This window comes from Streptomyces sp. NPDC002754 (assembly GCF_053592315.1).
In genome coordinates, this window is sequence record NZ_JBSFVM010000049.1 from 1 (window position 1) to 21,589 (window position 21,589).

At 71.8% G+C, this 21,589-nt stretch carries 17 protein-coding genes; 13 read left to right on the forward strand and 4 right to left on the reverse strand.

Translation table 11 applies throughout. The features are described from left to right. The first annotated feature begins 266 nt into the window (after positions 1 to 266). The 3 genes from ACWD2L_RS39065 (at position 267) to ACWD2L_RS39075 (ending at position 4,038) form a co-directional block, all read left to right on the forward strand. Positions 267 to 1,538 carry a peptidoglycan recognition protein family protein gene (locus ACWD2L_RS39065; protein ID WP_351343007.1) on the forward strand — a complete coding sequence of 424 codons (1,272 nt, stop codon included), beginning with the start codon at positions 267 to 269 and terminating at the stop codon, positions 1,536 to 1,538. A 91-nt stretch (positions 1,539 to 1,629) separates the two neighbouring features. Further along, on the forward strand, positions 1,630 to 2,712 hold the full coding sequence (locus ACWD2L_RS39070) for a mannose-1-phosphate guanylyltransferase (protein WP_351343009.1): 1,083 nt from the start codon (positions 1,630 to 1,632) through the stop codon (positions 2,710 to 2,712). A gap of 411 nt (positions 2,713 to 3,123) precedes the next feature. Next, the gene (locus tag ACWD2L_RS39075) at positions 3,124 to 4,038 is read left to right on the forward strand and encodes a DNA-3-methyladenine glycosylase family protein (RefSeq protein ID WP_351343011.1); all 915 of its coding nucleotides are present in this window, start codon (positions 3,124 to 3,126) and stop codon (positions 4,036 to 4,038) included. A gap of 121 nt (positions 4,039 to 4,159) precedes the next feature. On the opposite strand, the gene ACWD2L_RS39080 is transcribed toward ACWD2L_RS39075, so the two are convergent. The 3 genes from ACWD2L_RS39080 to ACWD2L_RS39090 are packed head-to-tail and all read right to left on the reverse strand — an operon-like array spanning position 4,160 to position 6,973. Then, complete coding sequence (locus tag ACWD2L_RS39080; RefSeq protein WP_351343013.1) at positions 4,160 to 5,467, reverse strand: coenzyme F420-0:L-glutamate ligase; 1,308 nt, start codon at positions 5,465 to 5,467, stop codon at positions 4,160 to 4,162. Continuing rightward, positions 5,464 to 6,435 carry a 2-phospho-L-lactate transferase gene (gene cofD / locus ACWD2L_RS39085; protein ID WP_351343014.1) on the reverse strand — a complete coding sequence of 324 codons (972 nt, stop codon included), beginning with the start codon at positions 6,433 to 6,435 and terminating at the stop codon, positions 5,464 to 5,466. Before cofD ends, ACWD2L_RS39080 begins: the two co-directional genes overlap by 4 nt. Positions 6,436 to 6,478: 43 nt before the next feature. After that, complete coding sequence (locus tag ACWD2L_RS39090; RefSeq protein ID WP_351343016.1) at positions 6,479 to 6,973, reverse strand: cysteine dioxygenase; 495 nt, start codon at positions 6,971 to 6,973, stop codon at positions 6,479 to 6,481. Between the two features lie 618 nt (positions 6,974 to 7,591). Between ACWD2L_RS39090 and ACWD2L_RS39095 the strand changes: the two genes are divergently transcribed. The 3 genes from ACWD2L_RS39095 (at position 7,592) to ACWD2L_RS39105 (ending at position 13,205) form a co-directional block, all read left to right on the forward strand. Next, the gene (locus tag ACWD2L_RS39095) at positions 7,592 to 7,855 is read left to right on the forward strand and encodes a WhiB family transcriptional regulator (RefSeq protein WP_127831770.1); all 264 of its coding nucleotides are present in this window, start codon (positions 7,592 to 7,594) and stop codon (positions 7,853 to 7,855) included. Positions 7,856 to 8,052: 197 nt separating this feature from the next. Beyond that, the gene (locus ACWD2L_RS39100) at positions 8,053 to 11,748 is read left to right on the forward strand and encodes a glycosyltransferase family 2 protein (RefSeq protein WP_351343019.1); all 3,696 of its coding nucleotides are present in this window, start codon (positions 8,053 to 8,055) and stop codon (positions 11,746 to 11,748) included. Then, positions 11,745 to 13,205, forward strand: coding sequence for a DUF5719 family protein (locus ACWD2L_RS39105; RefSeq protein ID WP_351343020.1), 1,461 nt, complete (start codon positions 11,745 to 11,747; stop codon positions 13,203 to 13,205). The genes ACWD2L_RS39100 and ACWD2L_RS39105 overlap by 4 nt, the downstream gene beginning before the upstream one ends. A 20-nt stretch (positions 13,206 to 13,225) precedes the next feature. Here ACWD2L_RS39105 and ACWD2L_RS39110 read toward each other — a convergent pair whose 3' ends face one another. After that, positions 13,226 to 13,711, reverse strand: coding sequence for a metallopeptidase family protein (locus ACWD2L_RS39110; RefSeq protein ID WP_351343034.1), 486 nt, complete (start codon positions 13,709 to 13,711; stop codon positions 13,226 to 13,228). Between the two features lie 321 nt (positions 13,712 to 14,032). Here ACWD2L_RS39110 and ACWD2L_RS39115 point away from each other — a divergent pair, with 321 nt between their 5' ends. The 7 genes from ACWD2L_RS39115 (at position 14,033) to ACWD2L_RS39145 (ending at position 21,578) form a co-directional block, all read left to right on the forward strand. Then, positions 14,033 to 14,410, forward strand: coding sequence for a DUF3499 domain-containing protein (locus ACWD2L_RS39115; protein ID WP_351343021.1), 378 nt, complete (start codon positions 14,033 to 14,035; stop codon positions 14,408 to 14,410). A 118-nt stretch (positions 14,411 to 14,528) separates the two neighbouring features. Beyond that, positions 14,529 to 16,145: an L-lactate permease gene (locus tag ACWD2L_RS39120; RefSeq protein ID WP_351343022.1), complete on the forward strand. Its 1,617-nt coding sequence runs from the start codon at positions 14,529 to 14,531 to the stop codon at positions 16,143 to 16,145. 148 nt (positions 16,146 to 16,293) lie between these two features. Beyond that, positions 16,294 to 17,661 carry a phosphomannomutase/phosphoglucomutase gene (locus tag ACWD2L_RS39125; RefSeq protein ID WP_351343024.1) on the forward strand — a complete coding sequence of 456 codons (1,368 nt, stop codon included), beginning with the start codon at positions 16,294 to 16,296 and terminating at the stop codon, positions 17,659 to 17,661. 245 nt (positions 17,662 to 17,906) lie between these two features. Further along, complete coding sequence (locus ACWD2L_RS39130) at positions 17,907 to 18,077, forward strand: Trm112 family protein (RefSeq protein ID WP_351343026.1); 171 nt, start codon at positions 17,907 to 17,909, stop codon at positions 18,075 to 18,077. Positions 18,078 to 18,141: 64 nt separating this feature from the next. Beyond that, on the forward strand, positions 18,142 to 19,269 hold the full coding sequence (locus tag ACWD2L_RS39135; protein ID WP_351343028.1) for an SIS domain-containing protein: 1,128 nt from the start codon (positions 18,142 to 18,144) through the stop codon (positions 19,267 to 19,269). Between the two features lie 91 nt (positions 19,270 to 19,360). Beyond that, complete coding sequence (gene manA / locus ACWD2L_RS39140) at positions 19,361 to 20,512, forward strand: mannose-6-phosphate isomerase, class I (RefSeq protein WP_351343030.1); 1,152 nt, start codon at positions 19,361 to 19,363, stop codon at positions 20,510 to 20,512. An 88-nt stretch (positions 20,513 to 20,600) separates the two neighbouring features. After that, entirely contained in the window at positions 20,601 to 21,578 is a 978-nt protein-coding gene (locus tag ACWD2L_RS39145; RefSeq protein WP_351343032.1) for a cation diffusion facilitator family transporter, read from the forward strand. Positions 21,579 to 21,589 lie beyond the last annotated feature (11 nt).

Consider the following 21,589-nt stretch of genomic DNA (forward strand, 5'->3'; position numbering starts at 1 on the left):
GCCCCCCCCCCCCCCCCCCGGGGGGGGGGGCCCCGCCCCCCGCCTGGGCCAACCCGCCGCCTGGGGCGGACAGTGCCCCCAAGGCGGCACCCCGGTGCGGCGCACCCATACGACGGGCGCCGACCACGGCACGGGTGGCAGACCCCGGCGCCGCGCAACGAATCCTCGGGCCCCGCCCCGGCGCAGCCGACCATCCCGTCGCGGCACGACACCCGTATGACCCTCCCCAATGGCCGACACCCCCGGATCCGCACACGATCGTGCGCATGCGTGGATTCCTTGCCTCATCGATCGGTGTCACCTGCGCGGCGGCCCTGGCCCTCCCGCTCACCCTGCCCACGGCCTCGCACGCCGCGCCGTCCCCGACGCGCGAAGCGATCCCCGGCAGCACCCAGTCCCTCCCCCTCGAAGCCTCATCAGGCAGCACCGCGACCCGCGCCGCCGGCGCCCCCCAAGAACAGGGGCTCACACGCCGCGACGTACACCCCTTCTCCCTCGTCGGCGTCGTCTGGGACGACCCCGACGCCCAACTCCACGGCCACGTACAGGTACGTACCCGCACCACGGACACCACCCGCTGGTCCACCTGGCAGGACGTGGAGACCCACAACGACGACGCCCCCGACCTGGGCACCCCAGAACGCGCCGCGGGCAATCTGCACGGCGCGACCGCCCCGCTCTGGGTCGGCAACAGCGACGGCGTGGAAGTACGCGTCACGGCGGAAGAGTCCGAGGCCGAGAACGCCGAACCGCCGACCACCCTCCCGAAGGGCCTGCGCCTCGAACTCGTCGACCCCGGCGAAGAGCCCCCGCAGGGCTCCCGCGCGGAAGGCGCCAACGCCGGCGTCATCCCCGCCCTCGACAAGAAGCAGACGGAGGACGAACTGATCGAGGCCCGCGGCGGCAAGCCGGCCGCGGCCAAGGCCCGCCCGTTCATCGGCCCACGCCCGCGCATCATCACGCGCAAAGGCTGGGGCGCCAACGAGAAACTCCGTGAACGCAAGCTCGGCTACACCAAAACCGTCAAGGCCGCCTTCGTCCACCACAGCGCCACCGGCAACAACTACCGCTGCTCGCAAGCCCCTTCAGTCATCCGCAGTATCTACCGCTACCACGTCAAGAGCAGTGGCTGGCGCGACATCGGCTACAACTTCCTCGTGGACAAGTGCGGCAACATCTACGAAGGCCGGGCCGGCGGCGTCGCCAAGCCGGTCATGGGCGCACACACCCTCGGCTTCAACACCAACAGCACGGGCATCGCGGTCCTGGGCTCGTTCGGCAGCTCCAACCCACCTGCCGCGGCCGTCAAGGCCATCTCACGACTCACGGCCTGGAAGCTCGGCCTCTACGGCGCGAATCCGCGCGGGTCGACATATCTGAAGTCGGGCGGTGGCAATCTCTACCGCAAGGGAAAGAATGTACGACTCAAGGTGATCTCCGGTCACAGGGACGGTTTCGCGACCGAATGTCCGGGACGCCGGCTCTACAACAAGCTCGGCAGCGCTCGCACCAGCTCCGCCCACCTACAGGGTCGCTGACGCCGGCCGGCCTGGGCGCCTCGCACGGTCTGCATACACTGGCCGGCCGAAAGACAGTTCGGCCGGCCCCAGCAGGAAGCAGAGACGACAGGTGACTGAAGCGATCCTCCTGGTCGGCGGCAAGGGCACCAGACTCCGGCCACTCACGGTGAACACGCCGAAACCGATGGTCCCGGCGGCCGGTGTGCCGTTCCTCACGCACCAACTGGCGCGCGCGAAAGCGGCGGGCGTCGACCACATCGTTCTGGCCACCTCGTACCTGGCCGAGGTCTTCGAGCCGTACTTCGGCGACGGCTCCCGCCTCGGCCTCCACCTCGAATACGTCACCGAGGTCGAGCCCCTCGGCACCGGCGGCGCCATCCGCAACGTCGCGTCGCGCCTGCGCTCCGGCCCCGACGAGCCCGTCCTGATCTTCAACGGCGACATCCTGACGGGCCTGGACATCGGCGCCCTGGTCGCCACGCACGAGTCCTCGGATGCGGACGTCTCCCTCCACCTGTCGCGGGTCGAGGACCCGCGCGCGTATGGCCTGGTGCCGACGGACGACACCGGCCGAGTGACGGCCTTCCTGGAGAAGCCCCAGACCCCCGAAGAGATCGTCACGGACCAGATCAACGCGGGCGCGTACGTGTTCCGCCGCTCGGTCATCGACACGATCCCGACGGGCCGCCCGGTCTCGGTCGAACGCGAGACGTTCCCTGATTTGTTGGCGGGGGGCGCCCACCTCCAGGGCATGGTCGACTCGACCTACTGGCTGGACCTCGGCACCCCCCAGGCCTTCGTCCGCGGCTCCGCCGACCTGGTCATGGGCCGCGCCCCGTCACCCGCCGTCCCCGGCCGCCGCGGCGACCGCCTGATCCTGCCGACGGCCAGGGTGGCCCCGGACGCGAAGCTCACCGAGGGCACGGTCGTGGGCGAGGGCGCGCGTGTCGGCGAGGGCGCCCGCATCTCCGGCTCCGCGATCCTCCCCGACGCCGTGATCGAACCGGGCGCGGTGATCACGGACTCCCTGGTCGGCACGGCGGCCCGCATCGGCGCCCGCACGACCCTCAAGAACGCGGTAATAGGCGACGGCGCCCACGTCGGCCCCGACAACGAACTCCAGTCCGGCGCCCGCGTGTGGTGCAACACAACCCTCCCCCCATCCTCCATCCGCTTCTCATCGGACCAGTAACCCTCACTCCGAGCCCGCGCACCGGACGAGCCACTCAAGCCCGACGGTTACCCCAAACCACCTGCGACGGGCGAGCCATTCAAGCCCTACGGTTACCCCGAACCACCTGCGACGGGCGAGCCATTCAAGCCCTACGGTTACCCCGAACCACCTGCGACGGGCGAGCCATTCAAGCCTTTACGGACGGGCGAGCCGTTCAAGCCCCTGGGGACGGGTGAGCCATTCAAGCCCCTGCGGCGTTTGAGCAGCGGGGTCCGGGGCGGAGCCCCGATCTTTAGAGCCCCGCCGGTGCTTGAGGCGCGGGGCCCGGGGCAGAGCCCCGAGTTCGGGAAGGGGCGGGCTCGGGGAAGAAAACCCCCTACCCTCGAAGACCCACCCCGCACCACCACCCCGCCCCACCAGAAGGACCCCGTGGCCGGCCGCCGATACCCCTCCGAAACCCCTCTCCACCTGGGCCTCACCCTCAGCCCACTGCGCAGAGGCCCCGCGGACCCCACCTTCCGCTCCACACCGCACGGCGCGGTGTGGCGATCCAGCCGCACCCCCCAGGGCCCGGCAACCCTCCGCGTGACCGAGGACCGCGACGGCGCGGTCCGGGCCCGGGCCTGGGGCGAGGGAGCCGACTGGTTCCTGTCCCACCTCCCGCACCTGCTCGGCGAGTCCGACGACCCGACCGCCTTCGAACCCCGCCACCGCCTCGTCGCCCGGACCACCCACCGCCGCCCCGGCCTCCGCCTCACCCGCACGGGCCTGGTCCTCGAGTCCCTGATCCCGTCGATCCTGGAACAGAAGGTCACGACGGACGAGGCGTACCGCGCCTGGCGCCTGCTCCTGAACAAGTACGGCGAACCGGCCCCGGGCCCGGCCGGCGAGGACCTGCGCATGCGCGTGATGCCGGACCCGCGCACCTGGACGCTGATCCCCTCCTGGGAATGGCACAAGGCGGGCGTGGACAACAAGCGCGCCTCGACGATCATCCGCGCGGCGAAGGTGGCCCGCCGCCTGGAAGAGGCGGTGCGGATGGAACCGGGGGAGGCCCGCACCCGCCTGGAACTGGTCCCCGGCATCGGCCCCTGGACCTCCGCGGAGACGGTCCAGCGCACGCACGGCGCCCCCGACGAGGTGACGACGGGCGATCTGCATCTGCCCGGCATCGTCGGTCACGCCCTCGCGGGCAACAGGGACGCGACGGACGAGGACATGCTGGAACTCCTGGCCCCGTACGCGGGCCAGCGCCACCGGGCAGCCCGCCTGATCATGCTCAGCGGCGCCTCACCACCACGCAGACAACCCAAGATGCGCAAGGTGAACATCGCGGAGTGGTGAGACGAAGCGAGGAGTGGCGAGACGAAACCAGGAGTGGCGAGGCGAAGCGAGCCCACCACAAAACGCCCACCACAAAACGCCCACCACAAAACGCCCGCACGACGCGCTCCCGCACGACGCCCTACCGCACCTCCACAAAGTCGGAGACCCTCCGCTCCGGCCGCACCCCCGCCACCCCCTCCGCATGCCCCACCGCGACGGCCCCCATCGGATCCCACGCCTCCGGCAGGCCGAGCACATCCCGCACGACATCCCGGCAGAACATGGTCGACGAGACCCACGCGGACCCGAGCCGCTCCCCGGCCAGGGCGACCAGGAAGTTCTGCACCCCGGCCCCGGCGGCCACCACGAACATCTCCCGCTCGGCGGCATCCCGCCGCGCGTCCCCGTACGTGTGCGATCCGTCCATCACGAGGCAGGGCACCACCAAATAAGGCGCGTGACGCAGCACATCCCCCCGCCGCACCCGCTTCGCGATCGACTCCTCGCTCTTGCCGTCCCGCCGCAGATCCGCGACCCACGCGTCTCGCATCGCGTCGAGCAGCCGCACCCGCGACTCCTGCGACTCAAGGAGCACGAACCGCCACGGCGTCGTGTGATGCGGCGCGGGCGCCGTGACGGCCGCGGCGACGGCCCGCCGCACGGCCCCCGGGTCGACCGGCTCGTCGGTGAACGCCCGTACGGTCCGCCGCTGCGTCACGGCCTCCCGTACCGCCTCCGACGTGCCGAGCCGGAACATGTCGTCGCGCGCGACCCGCACCAACTCCCCTGCGGAGCCGCCCTGTTCGTCCTCGCCAGTGGCCGCGTCGAGTCCACGCACGACGGCGACCGGCAGACCCCCGGCCTTCCCCTTCACGAGGTCACCCGCGGCCGCCAGCTCGTCGGCGGTGGCCACCACGGTGGCGCTGAGCGGATTCCCGTACGCGTCCGTGCCGCCCCGCAGGTCGTCGAGTACGCGCACGCCTGCCGCCCCGATGGCGACATCGGTAAGACCGTTCCGCCACGGTCTGCCGAAGGTGTCGGTGACGACGACCCCGACCTCGACACCCAGCGCGTCCCGCACGCCCTCCCGGATGGCGGCGGCCGAAGCGTCCGGATCCTCGGGCAGCAACAGCACTGTCCCGGCAGGGGTGTTGGACGCGTCGACTCCCGCCGCGGCCATCACCAACCCCAGCTTGTTCTCGACGATCCGCAGCGTGCCGCGCCGAGCCACGACCCGTACGGTCTCGGCGTCGATCGCGGCCTCCCGGTCGTCGGCCTGCATCACGCGGCCCTCGGCCTTGCTGACGATCTTCGAGGTGACCAGCAGCACGTCACCGTCGACAAGTCCCGGCTCGGCGGCGACGATCAGCTTCGCGATGTCGTCGCCCTCCCGCACCTCGGGGATGCCGGGGAGGGCCCACGCGCGAAAGCCCGGGGTTCCGGTCACGCGGTCCGCACCTCCTCGGCGAGCTTCAGCGCCTCGCGCGCCATCTCCGCGGCGGCGGTGCCCTCCACGGGGTCCGTCATCATCAACGGCACGGCCCGGCACGGGATCCCGGCCGCCTCGACCCGCTCCACGGACTTCTCGTCCACCGTGTCGACGAGCCACCCGTCGAGCAGCCCCGCACCGTAGTGCTCGGCGACCGCGGCCGCGCTGGACTCCACGCCCACCGCCGCGAGCACCTTGTCGGCCATCCCGCGCACGGGTGCGTCGCCCACGATCGGGGAGAGCCCGATGACGGGCGCGCCCGACTCGGCGATGGCCTCCCGGATCCCCGGGACCGCCAGGATCGTCCCGACGCTCACCACGGGGTTCGACGGCGGGAAGAGGATCACGTCGGCCTCGGCGATGGCCTCCAGGACGCCCGGCGCGGGCTTCGCCTCCTCGGCGCCGACCGGCACGACGGCCTGCGCCTCCACGGAGGCGCGCAGCTTCACCCAGTACTCCTGGAAGTGCACGGCCTTGCGCTCACCGTCCACATCGACCGCCACGTGGGTCTCCACGCGGTCGTCCGACATGGGCAGGAGCCGCACGCCGGGCTGCCACCGCTCGCACAGCGCCTCGGTGACCGCGCTGAGCGGGTAGCCGGCGCTCAGCATCTGCGTACGGACGATGTGTGTCGCGAAGTCCCGGTCGCCGAGCCCGAACCACTTGGGTCCGACCCCGTACGCCGCGAGCTCCTCCTTGACCGTGAACGCCTCGTCCGTACGTCCCCAGCCCTGCTCCTCGTTGATGCCGCCGCCCAGCGTGTACATCACCGTGTCGAGGTCCGGACAGACCTTCAGGCCGAAGAGGTGGATGTCGTCCCCGGTGTTGCCGATGACCGTGATGGCCGCGCCGTCCGGCGCGGCCTGCTTGAGACCGCGAAGGAACCGGGCACCACCGATGCCGCCTGCCAGAACCACAATGCGCATGTGCCCAGCATCGCAGGCACCACTGACAACGCGTCGGCCGGTCTCAGACAGTGGCGCCCGCGTCGACCGAGCAGGTCGGCGTGTGCATCGGCATCTGGGTAAGGCCCGGGAAGTAGACGTGCAGGCTGACCGCGGGCTCCAGCGAGTCATTGACGACCTCGTGCACGTAGCCAGGCGCGAAAACCCGTTGTGCGCCGGTGCCGAGCGCGCGCACGCCCCCCTGCGTACGCTCCGTCAGTTCGCCCTGCAGCAGCGTCAGTACGCCGGAGGACTCGCCGTGGTCGTGCAGCCCGCTGCCCTGGCCCGGCACCCACGACAGGAGCCACACCTCGTAGCCGGGCCCGGTGCGCAGGCGGTGGTACCAGCGGGTCGTGGCGTCGTACTCGACGAGGTGCTCCCACTGGGAGTTGTCGGCGGCGATGGAGCGCGCGAGGCCGACGAATTCGGCCACCGTCTCGGGGTGTTCCCGGGCGGGCTGCAGCAGGTGCGGAACTTCGAGGATGTCGCCGGCGATCTGGAGGTCGCTGTCGCTGTTCATGGGGTGGTGGTGTTCCTCAAGGGAGTGCGGTGCACAGGGTCGTACTGAGATGAGAAGAAGCGTGGTCGGAGCCGACGGGCTCAACGACTCAACAGCTGGAACAGCAACAGCGGCAGCTTGCGAGGGCAGCGCGAACGGACCCGGCGGTGCGGGTCGTCGAGAGTGCCGAATACGCGAGCATGCCCATCAGGACAGCGGGTCATGCCCTTGTTGTCAACTACATGTCCGGATTGTGGAATATGGTTCACCTCATCCGGTGCCCTTGGCTGCCGAAAGGTTTGTGCAGCGCGGCGGCCGGACATGTGGCGCAGCAACCCGGCGTGCAAACGTCGGAACGGCAGCGATCTTTGCGGCGTCCCTCCTTGTAGCGCTTCATCGAAGGAGGGGTGGCTGCGTGGAGGGCGGCCGGCTCCAGATGAGCCGCGGGCAAGTGTCATGATTTTTGGCGATTTGAACACTTTCCGCATAGCCTTGGTTCCGCAGAGTGAATAACGGGCCCAATAGCAGATCTCGGCTTGACTGCCCCGGATCGGCACACTTGTAATTTCACTCGTGTCGTTCAGCCGAAATCGGTGACGGCAATACCACGGGGACGCACGGACAGACGAGGGGCGCACTATGACCGAGTCGTTTCAGGATCTGCTGGTCGAGGACGCGGAAGAAGAACTCGGCTGGCAGGAGCGCGCGCTGTGCGCCCAGACCGACCCCGAATCCTTCTTCCCCGAGAAGGGCGGCTCCACGAGAGAGGCCAAGAAGGTCTGCCTCGCGTGCGAGGTCCGCTCCGAATGTCTCGAATACGCGCTCGCCAACGACGAACGCTTCGGCATCTGGGGCGGCCTCTCCGAGCGCGAGCGCCGCCGGCTGAAGAAGGCCGCTGTATAACGCCTGTCGTTCGGGTCGGGCCCCAAGCCCCGGCCCCGAGATGCGCGGTGCTTTCCGGCCCGCTGCCCGTGGTTGTCCACAGGCGGCGGGTCGCGTTTGTTGGCAGCCGTTAGTGTGGGGCCCCGTCCCGGACGCCACCGTGTCCCCAGTGGGCGCGGGCGTCCACCGCAGTCCAACGAACCGGGGCCCGTACCTCGATGTCCGTGCACAGCCACTCGGCAGGCCAATTCGGCACTGCCGCCGCCGCGTTCAACCCGGGGCACGCAGCAGGGGTCGACCCGAGCAGCGCCCCCGAGTTCCCCAGGCATGTCGTCACCGCCGTCGTCGTCTCGCACGACGGAGCGCGCTGGTTGCCCGACGTTCTGTCAGGACTGCTCTCCCAGGAGCGCCCCGTTCAGAACGCGATGGCGGCCGACACCGGCAGCGCCGACGACTCCGCCGCGCTCGTCGCGCGGGCCATCGGTGACGACCGCGTTCTGCACCTCGCGCGCCGCACCGGCTTCGGCCAGGCCGTCGGGGAGGCCGTGCGCAGCGCGGGCGTCCTCACCCCGGAAGAGCTGCCGTACCTGAAGCGCCCCAGCGGCTGGGACCCCGTCAGCCGCTCCTGGCGCGACGACGCGTACGACCTGCCGGACCTGCCGCACGGTGAACCCGAGCAGTGGCTGTGGCTGCTGCACGACGACTGCGCGCCCGATCCCGACGCGCTCGCGCAGATGCTGCGCGTCGTCGAGATGGAGCGCGAGGCCGGCAGCGACGTCGCCGTCGTCGGCCCCAAGCTGCGCGGCTGGTACGACCGCAGGCAGCTGCTCGAGGTCGGCGTCTCCATCGCCCACTCCGGGCGCCGCTGGACCGGTCTCGACCGCCGCGAGCAGGACCAGGGGCAGCACGACCACGTGCGGCCCGTGCTGTCCGTGTCCACCGCGGGCATGCTGATCCGGCGTGATGTCTTCGAGCAGCTCGGCGGCTTCGACCGCAGGCTGCCGCTGATGCGCGACGACGTCGACCTGTGCTGGCGCGCCCACTCCGCGGGCCACCGGGTCGTCGTCGCCCCCGAGGCCGTCGTGCGGCACGCCGAGGCCTCCTCCCGCGAGCGCCGCACCGTGGACTGCGTCGGCCGCACCGCCACGTCGCCGCACAAGGTCGACAAGGCGGGCGCCGTCTACACACTGCTCGCCAACGCGCGCGGGGCGACGCTTCCGTGGGCCCTGCTCCGCCTCGTGTTCGGCACGGTGCTGCGTACGCTCGCGTACCTCGTCGGCAAGGTGCCGGGACAGGCCTTCGACGAGATCACCGGTCTGCTGGCGACGCTGCTGCGGCCGGGGCGGATTCTCGCCGCCCGTAGGCAGCGCGGCAAGGGCGTCGTCGTCGACCCCAAGGAACTGCGTCCGCTGTTCCCGCCGCCGGGCGCGACGGTGCGGCTCACCGTCGAACAGATGGCGGGCAACCTCTTCGAAGGCTCCGACCCGGAGACCGCCAGGGCGGGCCGGCACGGTGGCGGCGGCCTCGAGTCGCCCGACGACGCCGAATTCATCCGGATCGAGCGGTTCGCGCGCCTCAAGCGCATCGCCCGCAACCCCGGTCCTGTGCTCCTTGTAGTGCTGCTTTTCGTCGCCCTCATCGCCTGTAGAGGGCTGTTGGGCGGCGGAGCGCTCGCGGGCGGGGCGCTGCTGCCGGCTCCCGCCGACGCGTCCGAACTGTGGGCGCGCTACGTCGACGCCTGGCACGCCACCAGTACGGGCGGCACCCAGGCGGCGCCCCCGTACCTCGCGCTGCTCGCCACCCTTGCCACCGTGCTGTTCGGCTCCACCGGACTCGCGGTCACCGTGCTGCTCGTCGGCTCGGTGCCGCTCGCCGGTCTCGCCGCGTACTTCGCGTCCAGGCCGCTCGTCACCTCGCGCCTGCTGCGCGCGTGGGCGGCCGTCGCGTACGCCTTCCTGCCCGCCGTCACGGGCGCCCTCGCGGGCGGCCGCATCGGCACCACGGTCCTTGCGATCCTGCTGCCGCTTCTCGCGCGCGCGGGGCTCGCCGCCTCGGGCCTGACGCACACTCAGGGCGGGCGCGGCAGCTGGCGGGCCACCTGGGCGTACGCGCTGCTGCTCACGATCACGACGGCGTTCACGCCGATCGTGTGGCCGATCGCGCTCGTCCTCGGTATCGCCCTCCTTGTAGTGCGGCGCTCCGACATCTCCGCCTACGGGCTGCGTTTCCTGGCCGCGCTCGGCACGCCGCTGCTGATGCTCGCGCCGTGGTCCCTCTCGCTGCTCCCGTTCGGCTTCTTCAAGGAAGCCGGCATCTCCTACGAGGCAGGCGCCGCGACCGGACCCGGGCTGCTCGGCGCGTCGCCGGGCGGCGCCGGGACCACGGGCAGCCTGCTGCTCGTCGGCATCGTCCTCGCGGCGCTGGCCGCCCTGCTGCGCACCGAGCGCCGCCGCGCGATCGTCGCCTCCTGGTCCGTCGCCGTCGTGGCGCTCGTCTTCGCGGCGCTGTCCAACGGTTCGGCGTGGGCGGGGCCCGCCACCCTCGTCTACGGCATCGCGCTCCTGGCCGCTGCCGCGCTCGGCGCCGACGGCGCGCGCTCGCGCGTGGCCGAGCAGAGCTTCGGCTGGCGTCAGCCGGTGGCCGCGCTCATCGCGTTCGCCGCGGCGGCGGGCCCCGTGCTGCTCGCCGCGGGCTGGATGATCGGCGGCGCCGACGGGCCCGTGGAGCGGCGTGACCCGGTGCAGGTGCCCGCATTCGTCGCCGAGGAGGCCGGCACCCGCGACCAGGCCCGCACGCTCGTCATGGACGGCTCCACGGGCGACGTCGCGTACTCGCTGGTCCGGGGCGCGGGCGCGCGCCTCGGCGACGGCGAGCTGACCGCGGCCGCCGGCGAGAACGCCAAGCTCGACAAGGTCGTCGCCAACCTGGTCGCCGGCTCCGGCGCCGACCAGGCCGACCAGCTCGGCGGCTTCGCCGTGCGCTACGTCCTCGTCCGAGGCGGCGCGCCCCGCGAGATGAGCCGCGTCCTCGACGCGACGCCCGGCCTGACCCGGCTCAGCCAGCAGGACGGCACGGCGCTGTGGCGTGTCGACAGGCAGGTGGCGCGGGCCGTCGTCCTGCCGAAGGCCGACGCCGGTTCCACGGCGGAGGAGGCCGTGCCGGTCGCGGCGGGCCCCGTCGAGCTGCACACGAAGGTGCCGCAGGGCAAGGAGGGCCGCGTCCTGCGTCTCGCCGACGAGTCCGCCGAGGGCTGGACCGCGACGCTGGACGGCACGCCTCTGACGAAGACCACCGTCGACGGCTGGGCGCAGGGCTTCGAACTGCCCGCATCGGGCGGCACGTTGGACGTTACGTACGACGCGCCGATCACGCACACCGCCTGGCTGTGGGCGCAGGGCGTGCTCGCCCTCGTCCTCGTGGTGCTCGCCCTGCCGGGCCGGCGCCAGGACGTCGACGACGACCTGCCGGACGAGCCCATGGTGAGCGCGGAGGACCTCGCGGGCGACGGCCGAAGGGCCCGCCGACTGCGCGCCCAGGCCGAGGCGGAGCAGGCGGCACAGGCGGAGCCGGCGCCCCAGCCGGTTCCCGGTGCCGCCGTACCTCCTCCTTCGGAGGAGGTACCAGTGGAGGGCTTCCCGCACCAGCAGACCTACGCGGAGTGGGACCAGCCCAGCTACGCGGCCGCCGACTACGGCACGTACGCGGCGGGGGAGCAGCAGTACCAGGGCGGTGCCTACGGGTACGACCAGCAGGCCGACCCCTACCAGGCGGGCCAGTACGACCCGTACGCCTACGGAGGCGGCTACGAGCAGCCCCAGCAGCCCCAGCCCCAGCAGTACGACCCGACGTACGAGCAGCAGTACGGCCACGGCCACGGCGTCGACAATGAGCGCCCCGACGGGAGCCAGCAGTGAACCGCACGACCCTGTCCCTGATCGCCGCCGTGACCGCCCTGGCCGCCGTCACGGGGTTCGCCGCCGCCACCACGCCCGGCGAGGACGACACCTCCGGCACAGCGGCCGCCGCGCGCCGCCCTGTCGAGCGCTCCAGCCTGCTGTGCCCGGAGCCCAGCCAGTCCGACCTGGCCGAGACCGCGTACACCTCGTACACGCCCGAGACGAAGGGCACCGAGGGCGCCGGCACGGCGGAGCTGATGCCCGCCAAGGGCGGCAAGAAGGGCAAGGCGGTCGTCACCCCGAAGAAGCCCGGTACGCCCGTCGCGGGCGACGCCACCGGGGCCGAGGCGCCCGCCCTGACCGGCACCGCCGACGGGGCCCTCGCGCCCGGCTGGACCGTCCAGCAGACCACCAGCGTGACCGCCGGCTCCGGCCGCGGCCTGCTTGGTGTGAACTGCTCGGAGCCCGACACGGACTTCTACTTCCCCGGCGCCAGCACCGCCAAGGGCCGCAGCGACTACGTCCATCTCACGAACCCGGACGACGAGGCCGCGGTGGTGGATGTGCAGATGTACGGCCCCGAAGGGGCCATCAAGTCCGAGGTGGGCGAGGGCATCACCGTCCCGCCGCGGTCCAGCGTCCCGGTGCTGCTCTCGACGCTGACCGACAAGGCGTACACGAACCTCACGCTGCACGTGACCGCGCGCAGCGGCCGGGTCGGGGCGGCCATGTCGGACGTGGACGAGAAGCAGGGCGGTGACTGGCTGCCCGCCTCGGCCGACCCGGCGGCGTCCCTCGTGCTGCCCGGCATCCCGAAGGACGCCAAGAACGTGCGCCTCGTCGCGTTCGCGCCGGGGCAGGACGATGCCGACCTGAAGGTCCAGCTCGCGACCTCCAGCGGCAAGATCGCGCCCGCCGGGCACGACACGCTGCACCTGAAGTCGGGCATGACCACGGCCGTCGACCTCGGCGCCGTGACGCGCGGCGAGGCGGGATCGCTGCTCCTGACGCCCTCCGAGGGCTCCGTGCCGGTCGTGGCCGCCCTGCGTGTCACGCGCGGCAAGGGCGCCGAACAGGAGACCGCGTTCATCCCTGCCACGCGGAGCATCGGCGCGCGCGCCACGGTGGCCGACAACCGTTCCAAGGGCTCCACGCTCGCCCTGACCGCCCCGGAGTCGACCGGCAAGGTCAAGGTCACCGCGTCCCCGGGCACCGAGGGCGGCACGGCGACCACGAAGGAGTACACGGTCAAGGGCGGTACGACGCTCGCGGTCACCCCGCCCGTCCCGTCCGGCCTGAAGGGCTCGTACGCGCTGACGGTGGAGCCGGTGTCGGGCGGCCCGGTCCACGGCTCGCGGATGCTGGAGAAGAAGCAGGGCTCCGTCCCGGCGTTCACGGTGCAGACGCTGCCGGACGACCGGGGCATGGTGTCGGTGCCGAAGGCGGACGAGGACCTCTCGGTGGTGCAGAAGTAGCTGTCTACGGGGCGGCGGGGTCAGTCCTCGCCGTCTCCGTAGTCCCCGTAGCGGGGGTCCACGGTCTCCGGGGTGAGCCCCAGAACCTCCGCGACCTGCTCCACGACGACCTCGTGCACGAGCGCCGCCTGCTCCTCGCGCCCCTTGGTGCGGATCTCCACAGGGCGCCGGTAGATGACCACGCGCGCGGGGGTGTCGTCCTGTGCGGGGACCGTGCCGCCGAGCGGCACCGCGCCGGCTGCCCACGCCTCGTCCTCGGCCGTCAGCCGGGGCACGTCAAGGATCAGGAAGTCGACCTCGGCGAGCTGCGGCCAGCGCCGCTCCAGACGCTCCACGGAGTCCTGTACGAGGTCGGAGAAGGCCTCGGCGCGGCTCGCGGCCAGTGGCACCTGCGGGGGCGCCACGGGGCCGCGCATGCCCCGGCCGTGCCGGTCGCGGCGGCGCGGCGGGCGTGGCTCCCCGGAGGGCGGCGAAACCACGTCGTCTGTGTTGACTGGCCTTTCCATCACTGACGCAGCGTAGTCCTACGCGGCGCAGGAAGCGGGGCGGCGCCCGACGGGGCACTCCATGTCGCTTCCTGACCGATCAGGCCAATCTTGGGGCTGATTCAACTTCTCTCCCGGATCGATGATCTCGCGGCAATTGACGCTATATGCCCTGAGTGGTGACCGCTTTCATCTGCCCCGTGGGGCGCACAACCCGGGGTCGACGCAGGTCACCGGGGCGCCCGCGCGCGGTGATGTGCGCCGGATCACGCCACGACACGGTGGGGTGACCCCGGGGAGAGTCGTCGCGGCCCGCTCAAGAGTGCGGTACCGTCCAACGCTGTGAGCCCTGTACGTCGCTGTTCGCGCACCGCTTGCGGCCGTCCCGCCGTCGCCACGCTGACGTACGTCTATGCCGACTCGACCGCGGTCCTCGGCCCGCTCGCGACCTACGCCGAACCCCACTGTTACGACCTGTGCGCCGAGCACTCCGAGCGCCTCACCGCGCCGCGTGGCTGGGAGGTCGTCCGGCTCTCCGACCCGAGCGCTCCCAGCCGCCCCAGCGGGGACGACCTGGAGGCCCTCGCCAACGCCGTGCGCGAGGCGGCCCGCCCGCAGGAGCGCGCGGCCGGGGCCGGCGGCTCGGGGGCGCGCACCGCGGATCCCATGGAGGTCGCGCGCCGCGGCCACCTCAGGGTGCTGCGCTCGCCCGACAACTGATCATTTTCCTTCCAGATCGCCCCCCCTTCACGGGATCTTCACAGTCGTACGCGTTGACCCGTGATTGTTGAGGACACGACGATTTCGCCACCCGACTCCGGGATTCCGGGAGGCGCACGTGTTCGTCCAGCAACTGGAGCCCGTAGGCGGCTCGCTCGGCCTGTCCGCCCTCGTCGCGGCCCTGCCGCTCGTGACCGTCCTCGTCCTGCTCGGCGCCGTGCGCATGAAGGCGCACCGAGCCGGCCTGATCGGTCTCGCCGTGGCAGCCGCCGTCGGCTGGCTCGCGTACGGCATGCCGCTGGGGCAGACCGTCTCCAGCGCCGCACAGGGCGCGGTGTTCGGGCTCTTCCCCATCATGTGGATCGTCGTCAACGCCCTGTGGGTGTACCGGATGACGGTGCGCACCAAGCACTTCGACATCCTGCGCCGCTCCTTCGGGCGGCTCTCCGACGACCCGCGCATCCAGGCGCTCGTCGTCGCGTTCTGCTTCGGCGCGCTCCTGGAGGCGCTCGCCGGGTTCGGGGCGCCGGTCGCCATCTGCTCGGTGATGCTGGTCGCGCTCGGCTTCGACCCCGTGAAGGCCGCGGTCGTCGCGCTCGTCGCCAACACGGCGCCCGTCGCCTTCGGGGCCATGGGCACGCCGGTCGTGACACTGGCCCAGGTGACGGGCCTTCCGCTGGACGCCGTCGCCTCCGTGGTGGGCCGGCAGACGCCGCTGCTCGCCCTCGTGGTGCCGCTCGTGCTTGTCGGCCTGGTGGACGGCAAGCGGGGCCTGCGCGAGACCTGGGTGCCCGCCCTCGCGTGCGGATTCGCCTTCGCCGTCGCCCAGTTCGTCGCCTCCAACTACGTGTCCGCCCAACTCGCCGACATCGGCGCCGCCCTGGTGGGTGCCGGCGCCCTCGTCGCGGTGCCGCAGGCGCGCAGGCCGGCCACCGAGCCCGTACGGGCCGCCGTCCTGACCGGCGTACGCAGTGAGGACCTGGACGAGGAGGACGCGCGGCCCGAGGTGCTGCGCGCCTATGCCCCGTACGCGCTCATCGTCGTGATCTTCTCCCTGGCGCAGATTCCCGCCATCAAGGACCTGTTCGCCAAGGCCAATTGGGTCTTCGACTGGCCTTTCCTGAACGTTGCCGACCCGAGTGGCAAGCCCGTGGGCGGCAACATCTTCACGCTGCCGACCGTCTCCACCGGAGGCACGCTCGTCCTGATCGCGGGCATCTTCAGCGCGGTCGTCATCGGGGTGCACGCGCGCGATGCGGTGCGTGAGTGGTTCGCCACCGTGCACGAACTGCGGTTCGCGATCCTGACGGTGACAAGCGTTCTGGCCCTCGCCTACGTCATGAACCTGTCCGGACAGGCTGCCACCATCGGGCACTTCGTGGCGGCCGCAGGCGCCGGACTCGCCTTCCTGTCGCCGGTTCTCGGGTGGTTCGGCGTCGCGGTCTCCGGGTCCGACACCTCGGCCAACGCGCTCTTCGGCGCCCTCCAGGTGACGGCCGCCCAGCAGTCGGGCCTCTCGCCGGAACTCCTTGCCGCGGCGAACAGTTCGGGTGGCGTCCTCGGCAAGATGATCTCGCCGCAGAACCTGACGATCGCCTGCGCGGCGGTCGGTCTCGCGGGCCGGGAGGGCGACCTGTTGCGCAAGGTGCTGCCGTGGAGCGCCGGGCTGCTGCTGGTGATGTGTCTGATCGTGTGGGCGCAGAGCACCCCGGTGCTGTCGTGGATGCTGCCGTGAGAAGAGTGGGCACCGCTTGGTACTGCTGTGACCAGTGAGGACGCGGGCAGGCGGGTTTCCCGGGAGGAATGAGGGGTTCACGGTTCGCTGTCAGTGCGGCCAGGTACTTTGTGGGTCCGTGCAGGACTCCAGGAGGGCTGGGCAGACCGTGGCTGCTGCTGATCTGTCGCAGATCGTTAAGGCGTACGACGTGCGTGGGGTGGTCCCGGACCAGTGGGACGAGGAGCTCGCCGCACTGTTCGGCGCCGCGTTCGTGCGGGTGACGGGCGCCGCCGCGATCGTCGTGGGTCATGACATGCGGCCGTCGTCGCCCGGACTGACCGGGGCGTTCGCGCGCGGGGCCGCCGCCCTCGGTGCGGACGTCACCGAGATCGGCCTGTGCTCCACGGACCAGCTGTACTACGCGTCGGGCGCGCTCGACCTGCCCGGCGCCATGTTCACGGCCTCGCACAACCCGGCGCAGTACAACGGCATCAAGATGTGCCGGGCGGGCGCGGCACCCGTCGGACAGGACACGGGCCTCGCGGAGATCCGGCAACTGGCCGAGGAATGGAGCGCGTCGGGCGCCCCGGAGCCGGCCGCCACGCCGGGGGCCGTCACGCGCCGGGACACCCTGGAGGACTACGCGGCGCACCTGCGCGGCCTGGTGGACCTCACGGCGATCCGCCCGCTGAAGGTCGTGGTGGACGCGGGCAACGGGATGGGAGGGCACACCGTCCCGACGGTCCTCGCAGGCCTGCCGCTGGACGTCGTGCCCATGTACTTCGAGCTGGACGGCACGTTCCCGAACCACGAGGCGAACCCGCTGGACCCGGCGAACATCGTGGACCTCCAGGCACGCGTGCGTGCCGAGGGCGCCGACCTCGGCCTCGCTTTCGACGGGGACGCGGACCGCTGCTTCGTGGTGGACGAGAACGGCGACCCGGTGTCCCCGTCCGTGATCACCGCCCTGGTCGCCGTGCGCGAACTCGCGCGAAACGGCGGCTCGGGCACGATCATCCACAACCTGATCACCTCCTGGACCGTGCCGGAGGTCGTGAAGGAGAGCGGCGGCACGCCCGTGCGCACGCGCGTGGGCCACTCGTTCATCAAGCAGGAGATGGCCACCACCGGCGCGATCTTCGGTGGCGAGCACTCCGCGCACTACTACTTCCGCGACTTCTGGAACGCCGACACGGGCATGCTGGCCGCCCTCCACGTCCTCGCGGCGCTCGGCGGCCAGGACGGCCCGCTCTCCGCCCTGGTCTCCTCCTACGACCGCTACGCGGCCTCCGGCGAGATCAACTCCACGGTTGCCGACCAGACCGACCGCCTCGCCGCGATCAAGGCGGCGTACGCGGGCCGCGAGGGCATCACGACGGACGAGCTCGACGGCCTGACGATCACGGCGACCGACTGGTGGTTCAACGTCCGCCCGTCCAACACGGAACCGCTGCTGCGCCTGAACACGGAGGCCCGGGACACCCCAACAATGGAAAAGGTCCGCGACGAGGCCTTGGCCATCATCCGCGGCTGACCGAATCAGGCCCCTGCGGCGGTAAACCAAGCCCTGCGGCGTTTGAGCAGGTCTTTCAAGCCCCTGCACTGGTTCAGCCAATTCAAGCCCCTGCGGCGATTGAGCAGTGGGGTCCGGGGCAGAGCCCCGCGGCGTCAACCCCGGGGCCCCGCCCACCCCACACCCCCGGCCCCCGCCGGTACGCTGGTGATCAGCGCCGCACGCGGTGCACCGCACCCCGAACCCCACACCCCCCGGAGGGAACCATGCCGCTCGAAGCCGGCCTCCTGGAGATCCTCGCCTGCCCGGCCTGCCACGCCCCGCTCAAGGAGGCCGACGCCGAGCTGATCTGCACCGGCAAGGACTGCGGCCTGGCCTACCCGGTCCGCGACGACATCCCCGTCCTCCTGATCGACGAGGCGCGCCGCCCCGCCTAGGGCCTGTCGTTCGGATCAGGCCGGATCCCCGAAAAGAAGCCGCCCGCAGGAGAGGCCCGACGCCATGTTCGACGAATCGATCCTGGACGACCCGGACGCACTGGCCAGGGCCGACCGCCGCGGCCTGCTGCGCGGCGCCGCCGAGGCCGGCGCCCGCGTCCGCACGGCGGCCCGGCACGCGGCCGAGGCCGGCATCGCCGAGCTGAAGCCCGACGGCCGCCCCCGCGCCATCCTGATCGCGGGCCCCGGCACGGCCGCCGCGGGCGTCGCCGACCTCGTCGGGCGCCTGGCCGGCGCGGCCTGCCCCGTCGTCCGGCTGCGCCCCACCGGCGTGGCCTCCGCGCCGGGCGCGCTGCGCTGGGAGCTGCCCGGCTGGGCGGGCTCGGTCGACCTCCTCCTGATCGCGACCCCGGACGGCACGGAACCGAGCCTCTCGCTCCTCGTGGAGCAGGCGTACCGGCGCGGCGTCACGGCCGTCGCGGTCTGCCCCTCCGGCGCCCCGCTGACCGAGTCGGTCGCAGGGGCGCACGGCCTGTCCGTACCGATGGCCACGGCCCCGTACGAGCAGGACGAACCCGCGGCCGCCTCCGCGCCGGGCGCACTCTGGGCACTGCTCACGCCCCTCCTCGCTCTGCTCGACCGCACAGGCCTCCTCTCGGCCGCGCCGGACACGCTCGCGAAGGTCGCCGACCGCCTCGACCAGGTCGCCGAGCGCTGCGGCCCGGCCATCGCCACGTACAGCAACCCGGCGAAGACGCTCGCCGCCGAGCTCGCCGAGGCACTCCCGCTGATCTGGACGGAGGGCGCCGCCGCGGGCCCGGCGGGCCGCCGCTTCGCCGCCGCTCTCGCGGAGCTCGCCGGGCGCGCCGCGCTCGCCGCCGACCTGCCCGAGGCGATGCCCGCCCACGGCGCGCTCCTCACCGGCGACATGGCCGCGGGCGCCGACCCCGACGACTTCTTCCGCGACCGTGTCGAGGAGGTTCAGATGCTGCGCGCCCGCGTCGTCCTGCTGCGCGACCGGCCCGCAGGCGGCCTCAGCGCACGGCCCGCTGCCCGCGAACTCGCGCTCTCGCACGACATCGCCATCAGCGAACTGGAACCGGAGGAGGGCAGCGACCTGGAGACCCTCGCGGAGCTGATCGCCGTCACGGATTTCGCCGCCGTTTACCTGGGTCTCGCCTCCCGGGCCTGACCCGGACCGACCCTGACCCGGACCGACCCTGTCCCGGTCGGCCGACCGCACCCGGCCGCCCCGCCCTGGACCGCGTACCGAAAGAACCTTCATGGACCGCCTCACCAACACCATCCGCCCCTACGCCTGGGGCTCGACCACCGCCATCCCGCAGCTCATCGGCGCAAGCCCGACCGGTGAACCGCAGGCGGAGATGTGGATGGGCGCGCACGCCGGCGCCCCTTCGCGCACCGAGCGCGGCCCGCTGAACGAGGTCATCGACGCGCACCCGAAGGCGGAACTCGGCGACCAGGCAGCGGCCAAGTTCGGCCCCCGCCTCCCGTTCCTCCTCAAACTGCTCGCCGCGGGCGCGCCCCTCTCCCTCCAGGTGCACCCCAACCTCCAGCAGGCGAAGGAGGGTTACGAGGACGAGGAGCGGCGCGGTGTCCCGATCGACGCCCCGCACCGCAACTACAAGGACGCCAACCACAAACCCGAACTGATCTGCGCACTCACGCCGTTCGACGGCCTGTGCGGCTTCCGCGCGCCCGAGGAAGCGGCGCGGCTGCTCGAAGGCCTCGGCGTCGACAGCCTCAAGCCGTACGCCGATCTGCTGCGCGCCCACCCCGAAGAGGCGGCGCTGCGCGAGGTCCTGACCGCCGTACTCAGCGCGGACCCGGGCGACATGGAGCGCACCGTCACCGAGGCCACGGCCGCCGCCCAGCGCCTAGGCGGCGCCTACGAGCCGTACGCGGGCATCGCCCACCACTACCCCGGCGACCCGGGCGTCATCGCGGCCATGCTGCTCAACTACGTACAACTGCAGCCCGGCGAGGCCCTGTTCCTCGGCGCAGGCGTCCCGCACGCCTACCTCGACGGCCTCGGCGTCGAAATCATGGCCAACTCCGACAACGTGCTGCGCTGCGGCCTCACCCCCAAGCACGTCGACGTGCCCGAACTGCTGCGCATCGTCCGCTTCGAGGCAACCGACCCCGGCGTACTGCGCCCTGAGGCGTCCCCGGACGGCGAAGAGGTCTACGACACCCCCATCGACGAGTTCCGCCTCTCGCGCTTCGTGCTGCCCGAGAGCGGCGCGGACCACGACCTGACGGCCGCGACGCCGCAGATCCTGCTGTGCACGGCGGGTACCGTCCGGGCCGGCGAGCTCGCGCTCGCACCCGGCGATTCGGCCTTCGTTCCGGCGGGCGAAACGGTGAATGTGTCCGGATCCGGCACGGTTTTCCGTGCGACGGTGGTGGCCTGAGAGGCACCTGCGACGTCCCGTGCTGCAACAATGACCCACCGCGCACGGGACGTACTACGTAGAACCTCGAAAGGACACCAGGGACGACATGAGTGCTTCAGGCGGAGCCAAAGCGATCGTGGCGGCGCTGGCCGCCAACCTAGCGATCGCGGTAGCGAAATTCGTGGCGTTCCTCTTCAGTGGCTCCTCGTCGATGCTCGCCGAGGCCGTCCACTCGCTCGCGGACTCGGGTAACCAGTTCCTGCTGCTGATCGGCGGCAAGAAGGCCCAGCGCGAGGCGACTCCGCAACACCCCTTCGGGTACGGACGCGAGCGGTACATCTACGCCTTCTTGGTGTCGATCGTCCTCTTCTCCGTAGGCGGCATGTTCGCCGTCTACGAGGGCTACGAAAAGATCAGCCACCCGCACGATCTGGAGCACTGGTACTGGCCGGTCGGCGTGCTCATCTTCGCGATCATCGCCGAGGGCTTCTCCTTCCGTACGGCCATCAAGGAGTCCAACGCACTGCGCGGAAAGCTTTCTTGGAGCCAGTTCATCAAGCGCGCCAAGGCGCCTGAGCTGCCGGTCGTCCTCCTGGAGGACTTCGGCGCGCTCATCGGTCTGGTCCTCGCACTGCTCGGCGTCGGCCTGACCCTCGCCACCGGCGACGCCGTCTGGGACGGCATCGGCACGCTCTGCATCGGCATCCTGCTGATCATCATCGCGATCGTCCTCGCCCTGGAGACGAAGTCGCTGCTGCTCGGCGAGGCCGCCGGCGCCGACGAGGTCGCGAAGATCGAGAAGGCCGTCGTCGACGGCGACACCGTCACCGGCCTGATCCACATGCGCACGCTCCACCTCGGCCCCGAGGAGCTCCTCGTCGCCGCGAAGATCTCCGTGCAGCACGACGACACGGCCGCCGAGGTCGCCCGCGCCATAAACGACGCCGAGGCCCGCATCCGTGCCGCCGTCCCGATCGCCCGCGTCATCTACCTCGAGCCCGACATCTACAGCGAGACCGAGGCCGCGAAGGGCTCAGACCCGGAAGCAAGCCCCGGCGGCCCGACACCGACCCCGGAGCACTGAACACCTCCTGC